The sequence below is a fragment of the Exobacillus caeni genome (genome assembly GCF_005747095.1).
Taxonomy (GTDB): domain Bacteria; phylum Bacillota; class Bacilli; order Bacillales; family Guptibacillaceae; genus Exobacillus; species Exobacillus caeni.
Genome location: NZ_SWLG01000006.1, coordinates 206,868 through 222,734, shown reverse-complemented (window position 1 = coordinate 222,734; position 15,867 = coordinate 206,868). Strand labels below are relative to the sequence as shown.

The window sequence follows — 15,867 nt, the reverse complement described above, 5'->3', positions numbered from 1 at the left end:
TCTTTTTTCATCACAAGAACGGTTACTTTCATCCTGTTTTATCGAAAAGTTATTTTATGAAGGTTTTACCACTCCAAATTCCTTTGCAAAGCGCTCGCTTTCTTTCCTTCTATTTTGTCTTGTTTCAGCTCTTGTTGGAGCGGTGTTATGCAGGAAGAGCTCTTCTCTTGTTTCTGGTATAACTTCAGGTACAATCGTTGGTTTCCCCTCTTTATCCAATGCAACAAATGTAAGAAAAGACGTTGCACAAATTACTTTTGTCCCTTCGAGCAGATTTTCGGCAAAAATTTTAACAAATACTTCCATTGATGTTTTGTGCGTCCATGTCACTATAGACTCAAGGTTAACCGTATACCCTTCTTTTATTGGATGGAGAAAGTCAACAGAATCTGTTGAGGCTGTTACGGTATAGGTTCTTGCATGCTTTGTTGCGGATATAGCCGCAATGTCATCTATATAGGACATAAGTTTTCCTCCAAACAAGGTACGGTGCGTATTTGTGTCGGATGGAAGCACAAAACTTGATTTTACAGCGCGTGAATCTCTCATTAATTTTGCAGGTAACTTTTTCTTTTCTTCCATACTATCCCTTCAACTTTCTAAGCGTTTTTGTTAGGTTCTATTGTCATATAAAAAAAAAGAAGAGTCAATTTTTTAAATTGGCTCCTCTAAAATAAACAGATATTAAAATAAACCGATTGCCTTTCCGTCTTCTGTAACATCCATGTTTAATGCTGCCGGTTTTTTAGGAAGGCCAGGCATCGTCATAACAGTACCAGTCAGCGCAACGATAAACCCGGCTCCGATCGATGGCCGAAACTCCCGGATCGATATGATAAACCCTTCAGGTCGACCTAGCTTGGAAGGATCGTCCGATAAAGAGTATTGTGTTTTAGCCATACATATCGGCAGGTTGTTCCATCCTGCTTTATCAAACTCTGATATCTGCCGTTTTGCTTTTGGAGATAGCTCAATTCCGCTTGCTCCATAAACTTTTCGCGCGATCGTTTCAATTTTTTCAATTATTGGGAGGGAAACATCATAAATTGGCTCAAATGTGTTGGTACCATTTTCAACTAACTCAACGACTTTATTAGCAAGTTCCTCACCGCCAGCGCCTCCTTTAGCCCAGACTTCCGAAAGCGCCACTTCAATATTTCTTTCTGCACACCAATCGAGAATGAATTGAATTTCTTGTTCCGAATCTGAATTAAACCGGTTGATACCGACAACAAAAGGAACGCCAAAAGTACGAATCGTCTCTACATGCTTTTCAAGGTTCGCCATTCCTCTTTCAAGCGCTCCCACATTTTCCTCTGTCAATTGATTTTTCGCTACACCTCCGTGCATTTTTAAAGCTCTTGCCGTCGCAACGATAACTGTCGCAGCAGGTTCGATATCACCTGCACGGGTTTTAATATCAAAAAACTTCTCTGCACCAAGATCGGCCCCAAATCCAGCTTCTGTTACTACATAATCTCCGAGTTTGCTGGCCATCCTGGTAGCCATCACACTGTTACAGCCATGGGCAATGTTCGCAAAAGGTCCCCCATGTATTAATGCTGGAGTATTTTCCAGTGTTTGCACAAGGTTAGGCTTAATCGCGTCTTTTAGTAATAAAGCAAGCGCACCCTGGACTCCGAGATCAGCTACCGTTACAGGTTCTTTACTATAATTATATGCAACCACCATTTTTGACAGGCGGTGTTTCAAATCGTTTATGTCTTTCGATAAACAAAGAATCGCCATGATTTCAGATGCTACCGTTATATCGAACCCGTCTTCACGGGGTACTCCCTGAACAGGTCCCCCAAGACCGACAACAACGTTTCTTAAAGCACGGTCATTCAAGTCTAGAACCCGTTTCCACACTACTCGGCGCGTGTCGATTTGCAGCTCATTTCCCTGGTGGATATGATTATCCAGCAAGGCAGATAGCGCATTATGGGCAGAAGTAATGGCATGAAGGTCGCCAGTAAAATGGAGATTTATGTCTTCCATCGGAATAACCTGGCTATATCCGCCTCCGGCCGCTCCTCCTTTAATCCCCATGCTCGGGCCAAGTGACGGTTCTCTTAAAGCAATAATCGTTTTCTTTCCTATTCTGTTTAATGCCTGTCCAAGTCCAACTGATACGGTTGACTTTCCTTCTCCAGCAGGAGTTGGACTGATCGCAGTAACAAGTACAACTTTTCCAGATGGCTTTGAATCAAGGCGCTTTAACACATCAAGTGAAAGTTTAGCTTTATAGTGGCCATGCGGCTCCCATTCATCAACATGTAAATCCAGTTGTTCAGCAATCTCTGAAATCGGTTTCATCTTTGCTTCTTGAGCAATTTCGATATCTGATTTATTCATAAATAGCCCCCTGTACTTATTTTTATCGTCTCCCATATTAATATTACCTAATAATAGAAAAACAGTTAAGTGTAAAATTACTTTTTTATTTTTTGGAATCCTGTTTCTTGACTTCTAGTTTTGTTTCATGTATATTAACACTAACCTTTTTACTTCATTACATATTCAGGATTAAAAATCTGGTCGCGCCTTCTGAAAGAAGTGTAGAAATGTTTTTTGATCCTACACATTTTGTGAAGCTCGACTTTTTTTATTTTCCGGATTGTTTTGGATTTAAGGTTTAATCAATCAAGATGCACATAAAGTGCAAAGTTTTAGGAGGAACAAACATGCAAAACGGTAAAGTAAAATGGTTTAACGCAGAAAAAGGTTTTGGATTTATCGAAGTTGAAGGCGGAGAAGATGTATTTGTACACTACTCTGCAATTGAAGGCGAAGGCTTCAAAACTCTAGAAGAAGGCCAGGAAGTTTCTTTTGAAATCGTTGAAGGAAACCGTGGACCTCAAGCTGCAAACGTAACTAAACTATAAGGTAATATAAATAACAGCTCTAAAAGGCCTGATGCTAAGCATCAGGCCTTTTTATATCTTTCATTTGCAAAATAAATGGATAAGAAGCTTAAGAAAGGGCAAACTATTAGGGGTCTATTTTCATTGGTTTGGGGTGATTTTAGTGGATCGTTCTTTTGATTATCTTTCTCGAATAGAGAATTCTATTTTAGCGGCCGAAATGGCGCTACATGGAACAAATGAAGCAGTCCTGGCTGTTGAGGCAATAACAAAAGCCCGCCAGGATTTCAATAAGGCTCTTTACTTTCAGTCTGGAATAGACGAAAAATTCCTTTCTTCTTTTAACCATGAATAAACAGCCGTTCTCAATCAGCGGCTGTTTATTCATCTCCCGGATATGCTTCCTCCTCATTCAACGCCAGTTCGCTTTTAATTGTAACATCATGTAACGCCTGCTCAGCGAGTCGGTGTGCTTCTTTATTTTCTTCCCTGCCGATTAAATGATATTCTGCTTTTATATTATGATAGGAGAGCTTGTCCTCGATTCTGTCAATCCATCTGTTAAATGCTTCTTCATAAACCGCCCACTCTCCATTTAACTGGTTTATGACAACCTGGGAATCCCCTGCGAAAGAAATTCGTTTGTTTTTAACGTTTAGTGTTTCAAGCTCGCGAATAGCCAGCCAGAGTGCGGCATATTCTGCTTCATTGTTGTTGTCGATTTGTCCTATCTTTTCGTTCATTCTAATTCTCTTTTCGGTTTCACCCATTTTATAATAGATCACGACCCCAAGACCCGCTTGCAATGTATGTTTCTCAAAACCGCCGTCAAAATAAACAAAAAATTCATCCGGCTCTTCAGCTTTCTTCTTGTTCATTTTTTCGAGGTTCTTTTTTGTCCATCGGTAGCCATCCCTGTCTATAAACCATAGTTCTTTTACCCGGCCTGTTTTTTCTATATCTTTCGCAAGCAATATGGCTTGTTTTATCAGCATATAATCTGATGTAAAAGTAACAGAGGGCCCCTTTGGCATATGGTAGTTCCATTCAATAAAAACTTCCATTTTTCTTCCCGCCTTTTATTCTACGTAAGATTTTTCCCCAGTTTTTTTAACTGTTCGCCAACTGTACATTCCCTAATGCAAAATTTTTGCGCAGCACATTTTCCATAATCCTGGCGCAAAAACTTTTTGACCAAACATCCTTCACAGTATGTATCTAAAATAAACCCTACTTCTGCAATGGTTTCTTTTTTGTTCATCACTCATCACTCCTACTTGCTATACATAACATGTTCTTCATTCCCTTATTTACTCCTGCTAAACGGTCCTATACAATCAGCATACTCAAAAAGCTCTGTGTCTATTAATAATATGATGCAGAAAACATCTATGGTAAAATACATAATGGTATTTCGACAGTAAGGAGGGTTACTTTTGGTTGAAGTATATATTGATGGCGCCAGCGCAGGGGATCCCGGGCCTTCCGGCGGCGGAATCTTTATCAAGATGGGAAACGGTGAAGTACAACGCTATTCAGTACCGCTCGGTGTAATGTCGAATCATGAAGCTGAATATGCAACATTGATAAAAGCACTTGAAATATGCCTCGATAACCATTTTGAGATTGTTTCTGTTCGGACTGATTCACAGCTAGTTTGTGATGGGATTGAAAAGCGCTATGTTAAGAAAAACGCCTATCGAGAGCTGCACGAAAAAGCGCTTGAATTAAGCGATCAGCTTCCACTGTTTTTTATTAAGTGGATACCAGGAAAAGCGAACAAAACTGCAGATGAACTAGCCAGAAAGGCGATTAAAAGGAATCCGCCTTCTTAGTTCCTTTGATTGCTAGAAAGGAGAAAGGGAATGTTCAATGAAATCTTATGGATCGCCTTTGCATTAATTAATTTCTTGTTGTTAATTTTGGCTTACAGGCTGTTTGGAAAACAAGGCCTATTTATGTGGATCGCTTTTGCCACGATAATCGCAAACTTACAAGTCATAAAAACAATAGAGCTATTTGGCTTTATCGTTACCCTTGGCAACATTATCTATGGAACAGCCTTTTTAGCAACAGACATCATAAATGAAAAATATGGAAAAGAGGAAGCGAAAAAAGCGGTGTGGATGGGATTTTTTTCCTTGCTTGCAATGACCATCATAATGCAGGCCGCTTTACAATTCACTCCGCACGACGAAGATATTTCCCAGGATGCGCTTTCCCTTATCTTCGGGTTCCTCCCAAGACTAGCACTCGGAAGTTTGCTGGCATATATTGTAAGCCAGTATATCGATGTTTTTATTTACAGCTTTTTAAAGCGGATATTCCCGAGTGATTCCCAGCTGTGGCTACGTAATAACGGAAGTACCATGATCAGCCAATTTGTAGATACCATGATTTTTACTTCGATCGCGTTTTTAGGAGTCTATCCATGGGAAGTCTGGATTGAGATTTTTCTCACTACTTACTTAATAAAGTGGATCGTCGCATTGATGGATACACCGTTTATGTATTGGGCCAAGGCAATGCATCAGTCTTCTAACAATTGAAGATAAAAAAGATAACATAATTCATGAGGCTGAGACAAAAGGTCCATTAGCCAAAGGAAAATCCGAACGATGATTCAACATTCTTTTACCAGAATTTGAATCGGTTCGGATTTTTCTTTTAGACTGTTTCCAAATCCTTATTGTTCATTATATATCGACTTCTCATAACCTTTAAAACAACAATGGGTACCTAAACCAGCTACGAAAATACACTACGCTTTCACAGGACTCGCGCTGAACCTCCTCCACTCGCAAAGAACGCCTGTCTGGTTCCGCCACACAGAGACTAGTAGATTTCCTTTACCCCCTTGCGATAAGGCAACATCGACCCTTGTTTTCTTTTTTCATACGGCTCAGTCCAATCCATACGTCCCCGGGCGTTCGCCTCCGCCTTCCACATCCCCGGGTATGGGGTTTTATGCCAGCTACAAAGGAAGAAGAATCGCTGGAAAAGTAACATTATATACGTGTTTATCCTGAATCATTTTTTTTAGACCTGAGCGTCTTACTTATGTCAGAGCCTGATCAGGTTTCTTTTTCGCCATCAACCGACTTTGATGGTGATCTCTAGCCTGTCCATTTCTTTGATGAACACCTGCCTATTTAAAGCCAGGGAAATCTGTTTAAAATCCAGCTCGTTTACTTCTTGGATATCCCTCTCTATCTCAACCAGTTTTTTGCTCAAATAGGCGAATTCCTTACCCTCTGCTAACTTATTTTTATATCTTTTAAACTTTTGGTCTAATTCATCTAGGCCGTCATAAAGGTTGTTGATAGAGTGATAGTCCTGTATTAACGGAAGTGCCGCTTTTTCCCCAACACCGGGAACTCCAGGAATGTTATCGCTTTTATCTCCTAATAGCGCCTTCACATCAATCCATTGAAAAGGCTCGATTTGAAATTCTTCACGAAAATGGTCCACCGTATATAGGATGTCTCCCTGTTTCTTTTTTGCGATTACCTGTGAAACATTCTCATCCAGTAATTGAAATAGGTCTCTATCATTGCTATATATAATGCATGGCTTGTTTTTTTCCTCACTCCACCTTTTTGACAGAGCCCCGATCACATCATCTGCTTCATAACCTTCCACTGTCATTTGGGGAATCCCTGTTAATTGGAAAATCTCTGTCGCCGTCTGGTATTGTTGGATAAGCGGTAGAGGCAGTTCGCCTCTTGTCCCTTTATAATCATCATATATTTCTTTTCGTTTCGTTTCATTGCGTTTAACATCCCAAACAACAGCAAAATGGGTCGCCCTGAATGCTTTCATCAAATTCAAAAGCTTTTGGACCTTGACCCTCAGTGCGTTATTATAAATGCCTTCGGCTGTTCTACTTATTTTATCCTCTGTTTTACCATACGCGGTAGCAAAGTAACATCTGCTTAATAAATTAAAGCCGTCTATGAGTACAAGGCTTTCATCATCGTATTTCTGTAACATAATAGTATACCTCTTTTCAAGTCCTTCTTAAATAATCCTAACACAAAATGCTTTCGGCGAGAAATTAATAGCTGGATAAGCCGTTTAGAAAAGACGGAGGCGTTGTTGGCTGATTATTCTTAAACTATTCTACGAGATGATGGTTTATCCTTTGCTAAAAAGTTATGCTTACCGATATGATAAAACAGTAAAAGTCCCCTTCATTCAGAAAGGGACTTCTCATTATCGCTTTTTATTGCTTTTTAACTTTTCCGCCTCGTATTCCGCATAAGATGCAAACTCAGTATCGTAGGCAGCGTTTTTTTTGCTCGTTTTTCTTTTTTCTTCTTTAGCTTTTTTATGATCCATTCCCGACACACTCCTTTAGATTTTGATCAAGTTTCATCTAGAGTATGCCTGACAGCGGACTTTTTATACGGCAACTTATAAATGCTGCTTATATTGCTTCATGAACTTATTGTACTCTTTTGTAACTTCCATAAATTTATTTTTATTTCTCTCCAACAACGCCTCATCGACCATTTGCTCGTAACGTTTCTTTTGGAATAAGAATAATGCTTCATCAAGAACTAATTGGGCGGTCAACTCAAGGGTAAACGCTTCTCTTTTCTTCTTTTTCAACATTGCGCGTTCCTTCATATTATCTTTGTAAGAATTGTTATTGTTTTTCATGTTGCTCTCCCCCCTTTAAAGCTCTTTTTCCTATTATACTGAGGATGCAACAATATTACAATAACTTTTCAGAATATTCCGATTAGATATTTTTTTAATTGTTTTTTAATATTCTTCTTTGATAACTAAAACTCATAGACGCGCCTTTACAGAGAACGATAAGGAAGTCTCCATTTATATCGGGTGGAAACCATCCTGATTATGACTACTGATGCAAATAATGCATATAAAGGAAATGGTTTCTGCGGATAGCCTATCCCGATAGCGAAGCCTGCTCCCATCGCCCATACAGCGTATATATCTTTTCTTAACACCAATGGTTTTCTTCTCGCAAGAATATCACGAATAATTCCTCCGCCTGTACCTGTCATGGCAGCAGCAACCATAGCTGCAATTACTGGATGCCCCATTTGTTGGGCAAACATCGCACCCTGTATTGCAAAAGCGGATAAACCGATTGCATCAAACAGGTTGCCAAAACGCATCCAATAAAGATTAATCCACTTAGCAGGCAAGATAAAAACAAAGCACATCGTCACTACCGCAATTGTTAATAGAATATCCTGCTCCCACACTGTCGAAACAGGGATTCCTATTAATAGGTTACGGATTATTCCTCCTCCAAATGCAGTTGCAAGCCCCAGTACTAGCACACCAAGGAAATCGAACTCCTCTTCCATCGCAACAAGCGCACCACTGGCGGCAAAAGCAATCGTACCGACAATATTTAAAACATCCCAGGTCAATCGCAGTCTTCCTTTCCATATTAAAACTTCATTCATAATAACGAATAAAGTTTAAAGGACTTATCACTTTTTTTCAATCATATATTAATCCTCTCGGGAAAACTCCTGTTATGTTTATCATTTTTATGTGAAAAGAATCTTTTTCAAGAGGACCAAGCGATTTTTATCCTGAAATATTAAACAGTTATCCTGGAACACAATGCTGAGAATACAGCATAAAACAAGTCCCATCCATTTTACAAACAAGTATAACTACCCTGTACAAGGTATAAGGAACGTAAACCAGGATTATCCCATAAAAAAACCGGCCGTGTTGGCCGGATCTTTATTAGAGTGGATATTTATCAAAGTTAAAATAATTTTTCTTTAAAAAGCGCGGTTGGTCCATCAACTGTTTATAGGTGATACTATCATCCAGCTTCCTGGTGTCGATCAGCAGGAGTTGTTCTTCTATATCTTCTACCGTTTCATCTGTCTGATATTCCATTCCGCAATTCTGGCACTCAATTGATGGTATTTCTTTTATTTCGATCGCTCGGTTTCCATCTGGGAGCTCCCAATAGCCTGTTTTTGGCGCTTCGATCGCTCCTTCTTCTTCACACCATTTGCAAATCATATTTCAACCCCCATTTTATGATTCAGCTACAGGTTTTTCCTGCTTTGCTTCTGATATTTCATTGTTATTGTTATATTTCTTTTGTTCTGCCTGGAATTTCTTTTCTTTTAACGTATCCCGTTTATCCCTTTTATCTTTTAATGAGGAGTGTTCCGGGTTTTCTGAGTACGATTTTCTTCTATCCAATCTTTTCAAGTCTTTAGGCACAAGGTTGAATTTTTCGTCCTTCATGATCGCCGCCACGCCGATAGCAGGTTTTTCTTCGAGCTGGTATATGTTATTAAAGTATTCATCCGCTGTCCCGGGAACATAGCTTTGTGGTTCAGGGTATGAAGTGATGACACCTTCATAGTTTCTTAAGATCACTTTGTCAGCACTCTGGGAAATCATATAGTTTGGCTGAAGTGAAATCTTCCCTCCGCCTCCCGGAGCATCGACAACAAAGGTTGGAACCGCATATCCTGAAGTGTGTCCTCGCAAACTTTCCATTATTTCCAGCCCTTTAGCTACAGGTGCTCGGAAATGGCCGATTCCTTCTGAAAGGTCGCACTGGTAAATGTAATATGGACGCACACGGATTTTAACAAGATCATGCATGAGCTTCTTCATAATGTGAGCGCTATCATTTATCCCTGCAAGGATTACAGATTGGTTACCAAGAGGTACTCCGGCATTCGCCAGCATTTCACAAGCCTTTTTAGCTTCTTCTGTAATTTCTATCGACGTATTAAAGTGAGTGTTTAGCCAGACCGGGTGATATTTCTTTAATATACTACACAAATTTTCAGTGATTCTTTGCGGGAACACAACAGGAGCCCTTGTGCCGATACGAATGATCTCTACATGCGGAATCGCTCTTAAGTTTTTCAAGACGTATTCGAGAATCCGGTCATTAATTAATAATCCGTCTCCGCCAGATAACAGAACATCCCGGACTTCAGGTGTATTCTGAATATATTCGATCGCGTCATCGAGCTGTTTTTTCGGAACCCCCATGCCGATTTGCCCGGAAAACCTTCTTCTCGTACAATAGCGGCAATACATCGAGCACTGGTTTGTTACCAGGAATAAAACCCTGTCAGGATATCGGTGTGTTAATCCTGCTACCGGGGAGTCTTCATCTTCATGCAAAGGATCTTCAAGGTCGTATTTTGTTTTATTAATTTCTTTTGAGATAGGAACAGACTGCATCCGGATCGGACACCTTGGGTCGTCTGGATTCATTAGTGAAGCGTAATAAGGCGTAATATTTAATGGGATTGTCTTTGTTGAAATTTTCACTCCTTCTTCTTCTTCTGGAGTTAGGTTCACTACTTTTTTTAAATCATCCAGAGTTCTGATGGTGTTTGTCAGCTGCCAGAGCCAATCGTTCCATTGTTCATCCGTAACATCTTTCCATAATTCAATATCCTTCCAATGGCGAGAAGGTTTGTATAAATTATTCAGCATTATAAATCCTCCTTGGTGGTCGTGTTACTTATATATATGCAAAAATCGTGCCAATTCTCTTACAATTCTTAAATACGTTGATATTAGAGCGTTTAACCATTTCCAGGAAAGAATAAGAAGGTTTCAAACGAAAAAAACCGCCGAAAAATCGGCAGTTTATCGAGAGTTATTACTTTTTTTTACCAACTTATACTGAAGTGTTTGACGAGGAATTCCGAGAAGCTTTGCCGCCTGTTGAATATTCCCGTTCGTTTCTTCTAATGCAGCTTCGATCAGGTTTTTTTCCGTACTTTCCATCGTTTCCCTTAATGGCCTGATGATTTTCTTATTTGAAATGCTTTCGAGGTCAGATACAGGAAGATGTATATTTGCAGTAGTCAACAGGCCAGCATCCGATAGGTTCATCGCTGATTCAATAACATGCTCCAACTCTCTTACGTTTCCCGGCCAACTGTATGCCATAAACTGTTTAAACACATTCTCATCTACACCTATAACATCTTTGCCAAACCGATTGTTAAATTTATTGATAAAATGCTTCACAAGCGGTTCGATATCTTCTGTTCTCCCCCGTAACGGTGGTATATGAAAATAAACAACTTTCAATCGATAGTATAAGTCTGCTCTCAGTTTATTTTCTGCGATACTGCGATCAGGCGGCTCATTCAATGCTCCGATCACCCGAACGTTGACCTTCTTTGTTTGTAAGGCACCGATCCGTCGGATAATTCCATCTTGCAGCACGCGAAGTAATTTGGCCTGGATTTCCAGCGGCATTGAGTTGATCTCATCCAGGAACAAAGTTCCACCGTCGGCAAGTTCGAATAACCCTTCACGGTCTACAGAACCAGTAAAACTCCCTTTCACAGTGCCAAATAAGATACTCTCCAAAATGGAAGGGGGCAGTGCCGCACAGTTTTGGGCAACAAACGGCTGATTTGCTCTGATGGAAGCATTATGAATTGCCTGGACGACCAATTCTTTCCCGGTTCCTGTTTCACCGTAAACAAGGACAGGAGAGCTTGTGTTAGCAACTTTTGAGATCGTATCCTTCACCTGTTGGATCTCCCTGTTTTTTGTAATGATATCGTTCAATGTGAAGAAGGCCCCGCTTGTATTTCCGTTTTCCTTTTTCATCTTCTTATTCACTCTAGCCTGTAAGTCGATCAGCTTTTCAGACAATTGTTTCACTTTGGTCAAATCTTTTGCAATTTCAACAGCTCCCGCTACCTTGCCCTGGACAAGAATAGGAAGTGTTGTGTTTACCGTTTCTATATATTTCCCCTTGATATTCATATAAGTCTGGTGCTTGTTATAAATAGGCTGTTTTGTTCGCAGCACATTTGAGAGCGTGCTTGTTTCCTTTGATAAAGACGGAAAAACATCAAGAAAATGCCTTCCCAATACTTCCTCTACCTTCAATCCATCGTGCTGCGCGGCGATGTGATTGTAATAGATCGTCATTCCTTTTGCATCTACAGCATGGATCGCTTCATCGATGCTGCTTAATATGGCCTCAAGCATTTGCTTTGTATCAGGAAACGGCATGGCCAATTGTGATCCCTTCCTTCTTATGCCAATATTTCGTCACAAACCGCCGAAAAACCAGCAGCAGTTTAAAGCTTTTTATTCCAAAGATTCATGTCTTCCCACTTGTCATAAATTTTCACATTATTAGCCATCCTGCCGCCATAACGATACCCAAGGTTGTACAGGACGTTATTCATTCCGTACGATAAAGCCCTTGCAATTGAATAAGCAGTATAAATTTGTATCCCTTTTAGCTCTTCTTCTAACCTTTTAATTATGACTCTCATCAACCCAGCCTTTCGATGCTCCTTTAAAGTGGCGCAATCTGTAATTTCGGCGTTGTAATAAACAGGGTTTATTTCTGCAGATGCAGCACTCACTAACTTATCATCGAAGATACATACATAAAAGAGCGTATCATCTTTCATCGCTCTTCTAATGTATTCAGGATCATTTAAAGGAGTCGGATATATTTTAAAAACAGATCGGTACATCGAGGCGAGCGCTTCAGCATCCGATTCTAATCCTTTTCTGATTTGATATCCTTCAGGCAGTAAACTATCTCCTTCGTTTCTTTCTTTTCCGATGATGTCATGAAAGATATCATCCTCTTTCACCCAGTAATCGCTTGCTCTTCTCCAGTCTTTTTTATATTTTGTCATCATATAAGCATCGCTGCCAGAAAAGTAATTTGCCAGTTTCCCTTCGTTTTGATAGCCTTTTGAAATGAAAAAATCACAATCTTCCGCTCTGGCTTTGATAATAATCTTTGAAAAGGAAGGGTCATTTGATATTTCTTCCAGCCTATCAATTACTGAACCAATGTTTCCTCTATAATCATCTAGCCTTACTCTTTCATTAAATGGATCGATCGCTATGTTCGTCCAATGATCTTTGCCGTCTTTCTCTGTTGTAACTGCCTGGTTTTTCCTCGTATCCATGTCTACACCCTCCTGAAACGGTTATATTTTCAGCCCTCTATAACTTACTATTCTTCTAACTGCCAAAATTTCCTTTTGAAACAATCGATCCTGCATGAAAAAGCGGCCCCTATTATAGAGACCGCAGTTATATTTACTTTAGTACCTGCTCAAAAGCGCGTTCCATTCGGTTCAACCCTTCTTGAAACAGGGATGGATGTACTTGTCAAGCTGATTTTTAAGAGCTTCGACCACTTTCGGGGGCAGTGGCCCACATTTTGCGTTCCGATCGCGCCTACAAAATCAATGTATTCAACACCATCGAGATCTTTCATGATGGCGCCTTTTGCTTCGTCCACAAATGACAGGACCGTATTAAATGGACCTCTGGGAACGTTCTTTCCCTTGTGCTCTAACAATTCCTCAGCTTTTGATTGCAAGTTTTTCATAGTTCTCCTCCTTCACACCAGTCTAATATCGTTAACGCAAGGATTTGTGCTGCCTCAAAAACTTTATCGATTTCAATGTATTCATTCGAGTAGTGTGCCATTCCGGTTACCCCAGGACCGAACACAATCGACGGGGTATCGCCAGCCTGTGTCAGTAAGCCACCGTCTGTTCCCCATGGAGATGCTTCAACAACAGGCTTTTCGCCTGTAACAGATTCAAAATTTTGTTGAAGCATGTGCATCAATTCGTGGTCAGGGTCAATGTTTCCAGGATGCCATCTTGCGCCGAACCATTCAAGGCTGACAGGATGTTTTTGGAGCCATTCATCTTGCAGGTTTTCAAGCTTTTGTTGAAGTTCCATCTGTGCCTCTTCCATTTTTTCTTCTGGTGAAACTCCCATTCTTCCTTCGATTGTCACAGTATCACATACAGAAGAAGGCCAATCTCCGCCAGAAATCTTCCCCACATTGATCGGCACGGGGATCGGGATAGAGGAATATAGGGGATCATCAATTTTTTCATTTCGATCTTTTTCAAGCTCTTGAATAGCCTGCAAAACAATCATGCTTTTTTCGATTGCGCTTACGCCTTCATATCTCGTTCCACCATGGGCAGACTGGCCGTTAACAGTTACCCGGAACCACATTGAACCTTGCTGCTTAGGGAATATCTTCATGTTTGTCGGCTCGGGGATGATCGCCGCATCAGCAGTATATCCACGAAGCACTGCAGCCAGCGTACCAGCTCCCCCGCTCTCTTCCTCAATGACGCTATGAAAAAGGACATCGCCTTTTAATTCAATGCCCAGGTCTTTTAAGCACTGGATCGCGAGCAACAGGGAAGTGTTTCCCCCCTTCATGTCCGTGACCCCTCTTCCATATACTTTCCCGTCCTGAACAAGGCCGCTGAAAGGGTCTTCCTTCCAATCGTTCGGATTACCCGGTGGAACTACATCGATATGCCCATTTAAAACGATTGATCTGCCGCCTCCTTTTCCTTTCCAGATTCCTACTACATTTGGACTTTCGCTAAAATCTGTTCTGGGCGAACAAAAGTAAGGATGATTTACCAGGTCTTCTCCGGGAATCCATTTGTCTACTTCCATTCCGATTTTCTTAAGTTTTTCAGCGACAAATTCCTGCGCTCCTTTTTCTTTCCCCTGGACACTTCCGTACTGGACGAGTTTTTGAAGGAAAGCAACCCCTTCCTCTTTGTTCTCCTCCATCCATTTTTGTATCGATTGTTTCACCATCATCACTCCTTGCATCTTACTTATTGACAAGAACGCGGTCTGATACTTTTAAAGTGGCCCCCGTGTTCTTGATTACATCTTCTACTTTATATGGATGCATGACTTCTATCAGTTCCAGACCATCTTGTTTTACTTCTATTACTGCCATTTCCGTAATGATAAGGTGAGCACCTTCCTTTACGGTCAAAGGAAGGGAACACTCTTTTACAATCTTTGGCGAGCCGCCTTTTGTGGTATGGCTCATCAGAACGATCACTTTTTTTGCCTTTTGGGCAAGATCAATCGCCCCACCCATGCCAGGCACTCTTTTTCCGGGTACGATCCAATTGGCGATGTCACCTTTCTCACTTACCTCTAGCGCTCCTAGAATTGTAATATCCAGATACCCTCTTCGAATCATTCCAAATGCTGTCGCACTATCGAAAAAGGAAGCTCCCGGAACGATGGAGCAAGGATATCCACCGGCATTTGATAAATTGCCATCTTCTTTTCCCTGTTCTGGTGATGGTCCCATTCCGAGAATGCCGTTCTCCGTATGGAACATGACGCCTGAAGAGTCATGAATAAAATCAGCCACCAGGGTAGGTATCCCGATGCCCAGGTTCACCATCATCCCGGAGGAGATTTCTTTTGCCGCTCTTTTTGCAATTAGTTGTCTTTCCTCTTTTCCCATACCCATTTCCAATCCACCCCCTCGCTCTGGACGATATGGTCTACATAGACACCCGGTGTTACGATTTCTTCTGGATCCAGTTCCCCTATTCCAACGATCTCTTCTGCTTCAACAATTGTGATATCACCGGCCATCGCAACGAGCGGATTCGTATTCCTTGCTGTCTGGTCATAAACAAGGTTTCCATATGGATCTGCCTTTTTGGCATACACAATAGACACGTCTGCCGTCAAAGCCGGTTCGATCATAAACTCGCTTCCGTTAACAGTTGTTTTCTCTTTCCCTTCTTCTACTATTGTTCCTAACCCCACATCGACCAGGATACCGCCAAGTCCCATGCCGCCGGCCCTGATTTTCTCAGCAAGCGTGCCCTGCGGGTAGAAAACAACTTCCAGTTCTTTTTCATGCATTTGTTTTCCGGCTTCCGGGTTTGAACCGATATGGGAAGCGAGCAGCTTCTTGATCCTTTTTTCGGTCACAAGCTTCCCGGGGCCGATCCATGGAAAGCCCGCATCATTGCAAATCAACGTTATGTTAGCTGCCCCTTGTTCAAGGATGCTGTTAATAATAGAAGGAGGAGAACCTACCCCACCGAACCCCCCGCACATTAAGGTCATTCCATCAGAAAAATATTTTTTTACATCTTTTAAACTAGTAACCTTTGAAACTTTTTTATCTACTGTCATTGTTCCACCACCT

General features: G+C 41.0%; 20 protein-coding genes. 4 read left to right on the top strand and 16 right to left on the bottom strand.

All coding sequences use genetic code 11. The annotated features are described in order from the left end of the window. Positions 1-54: 54 nt before the first annotated feature. Both FCL54_RS10210 and FCL54_RS10205 read right to left on the bottom strand, forming a co-directional pair. A complete protein-coding gene (locus tag FCL54_RS10210) occupies positions 55-582 on the bottom strand; it encodes an acyl-CoA thioesterase (protein ID WP_138125992.1) in 528 nt (175 codons plus the stop codon). A 102-nt stretch (positions 583-684) separates the two neighbouring features. Then, complete coding sequence (locus FCL54_RS10205) at positions 685-2,358, bottom strand: formate--tetrahydrofolate ligase (protein WP_138125991.1); 1,674 nt, start codon at positions 2,356-2,358, stop codon at positions 685-687. A 329-nt stretch (positions 2,359-2,687) separates the two neighbouring features. Here FCL54_RS10205 and cspD point away from each other — a divergent pair, with 329 nt between their 5' ends. Both cspD and FCL54_RS10195 read left to right on the top strand, forming a co-directional pair. Further along, positions 2,688-2,888, top strand: coding sequence for a cold-shock protein CspD (gene cspD, locus FCL54_RS10200; RefSeq protein WP_138125989.1), 201 nt, complete (start codon positions 2,688-2,690; stop codon positions 2,886-2,888). 142 nt (positions 2,889-3,030) lie between these two features. Further along, positions 3,031-3,222 carry a hypothetical protein gene (locus FCL54_RS10195; protein ID WP_138125987.1) on the top strand — a complete coding sequence of 64 codons (192 nt, stop codon included), beginning with the start codon at positions 3,031-3,033 and terminating at the stop codon, positions 3,220-3,222. 25 nt (positions 3,223-3,247) lie between these two features. Here the strand turns inward: FCL54_RS10195 and FCL54_RS10190 are convergent, their stop codons facing one another. After that, complete coding sequence (locus FCL54_RS10190; protein WP_138125985.1) at positions 3,248-3,931, bottom strand: reverse transcriptase-like protein; 684 nt, start codon at positions 3,929-3,931, stop codon at positions 3,248-3,250. Positions 3,932-3,951: 20 nt separating this feature from the next. Further along, a complete protein-coding gene (locus FCL54_RS10185; protein ID WP_138125984.1) occupies positions 3,952-4,128 on the bottom strand; it encodes a zinc-finger domain-containing protein in 177 nt (58 codons plus the stop codon). A gap of 175 nt (positions 4,129-4,303) precedes the next feature. Here FCL54_RS10185 and FCL54_RS10180 point away from each other — a divergent pair, with 175 nt between their 5' ends. Together FCL54_RS10180 and FCL54_RS10175 are read left to right on the top strand one after the other, a co-directional pair. Beyond that, complete coding sequence (locus tag FCL54_RS10180; protein ID WP_138125982.1) at positions 4,304-4,702, top strand: reverse transcriptase-like protein; 399 nt, start codon at positions 4,304-4,306, stop codon at positions 4,700-4,702. Positions 4,703-4,732: 30 nt separating this feature from the next. Continuing rightward, complete coding sequence (locus FCL54_RS10175; protein WP_138125980.1) at positions 4,733-5,416, top strand: queuosine precursor transporter; 684 nt, start codon at positions 4,733-4,735, stop codon at positions 5,414-5,416. A 544-nt stretch (positions 5,417-5,960) separates the two neighbouring features. Here the strand turns inward: FCL54_RS10175 and FCL54_RS10170 are convergent. The 12 genes from FCL54_RS10170 to FCL54_RS10120 all read right to left on the bottom strand — a co-directional run bounded on the left by FCL54_RS10170 (position 5,961) and on the right by FCL54_RS10120 (position 15,854). Then, positions 5,961-6,860: a 5'-3' exonuclease gene (locus FCL54_RS10170; RefSeq protein WP_138125978.1), complete on the bottom strand. Its 900-nt coding sequence runs from the start codon at positions 6,858-6,860 to the stop codon at positions 5,961-5,963. Positions 6,861-7,082: 222 nt separating this feature from the next. Then, positions 7,083-7,208 carry a hypothetical protein gene (locus tag FCL54_RS24605; protein WP_281281364.1) on the bottom strand — a complete coding sequence of 42 codons (126 nt, stop codon included), beginning with the start codon at positions 7,206-7,208 and terminating at the stop codon, positions 7,083-7,085. A 75-nt stretch (positions 7,209-7,283) separates the two neighbouring features. Then, positions 7,284-7,532 carry an IDEAL domain-containing protein gene (locus FCL54_RS10165; RefSeq protein WP_138125976.1) on the bottom strand — a complete coding sequence of 83 codons (249 nt, stop codon included), beginning with the start codon at positions 7,530-7,532 and terminating at the stop codon, positions 7,284-7,286. A 146-nt stretch (positions 7,533-7,678) separates the two neighbouring features. Continuing rightward, on the bottom strand, positions 7,679-8,278 hold the full coding sequence (locus tag FCL54_RS10160; RefSeq protein ID WP_138126253.1) for a trimeric intracellular cation channel family protein: 600 nt from the start codon (positions 8,276-8,278) through the stop codon (positions 7,679-7,681). 328 nt (positions 8,279-8,606) lie between these two features. Then, positions 8,607-8,894: a YokU family protein gene (locus FCL54_RS10155; protein ID WP_138125974.1), complete on the bottom strand. Its 288-nt coding sequence runs from the start codon at positions 8,892-8,894 to the stop codon at positions 8,607-8,609. A 15-nt stretch (positions 8,895-8,909) separates the two neighbouring features. Beyond that, positions 8,910-10,343 carry a lysine 2,3-aminomutase gene (gene kamA, locus FCL54_RS10150; RefSeq protein WP_138125972.1) on the bottom strand — a complete coding sequence of 478 codons (1,434 nt, stop codon included), beginning with the start codon at positions 10,341-10,343 and terminating at the stop codon, positions 8,910-8,912. 156 nt (positions 10,344-10,499) lie between these two features. Continuing rightward, positions 10,500-11,891 (bottom strand): sigma-54 interaction domain-containing protein, encoded by a 1,392-nt coding sequence (locus tag FCL54_RS10145; protein WP_138126251.1) that lies wholly within the window; start codon positions 11,889-11,891, stop codon positions 10,500-10,502. A 68-nt stretch (positions 11,892-11,959) separates the two neighbouring features. Then, complete coding sequence (gene ablB, locus FCL54_RS10140; RefSeq protein WP_138125970.1) at positions 11,960-12,814, bottom strand: putative beta-lysine N-acetyltransferase; 855 nt, start codon at positions 12,812-12,814, stop codon at positions 11,960-11,962. Between the two features lie 149 nt (positions 12,815-12,963). Beyond that, positions 12,964-13,242, bottom strand: coding sequence for an aminotransferase class III-fold pyridoxal phosphate-dependent enzyme (locus FCL54_RS10135; protein WP_246055200.1), 279 nt, complete (start codon positions 13,240-13,242; stop codon positions 12,964-12,966). Further along, a complete protein-coding gene (locus FCL54_RS10130; RefSeq protein WP_138126249.1) occupies positions 13,239-14,498 on the bottom strand; it encodes a peptidase in 1,260 nt (419 codons plus the stop codon). The genes FCL54_RS10135 and FCL54_RS10130 overlap by 4 nt, the downstream gene beginning before the upstream one ends. 13 nt (positions 14,499-14,511) lie before the next feature. Beyond that, entirely contained in the window at positions 14,512-15,174 is a 663-nt protein-coding gene (locus FCL54_RS10125) for a 3-oxoacid CoA-transferase subunit B (RefSeq protein WP_138125968.1), read from the bottom strand. Continuing rightward, positions 15,144-15,854, bottom strand: coding sequence for a CoA transferase subunit A (locus FCL54_RS10120; protein WP_138125966.1), 711 nt, complete (start codon positions 15,852-15,854; stop codon positions 15,144-15,146). Before FCL54_RS10120 ends, FCL54_RS10125 begins: the two co-directional genes overlap by 31 nt. Positions 15,855-15,867 lie beyond the last annotated feature (13 nt).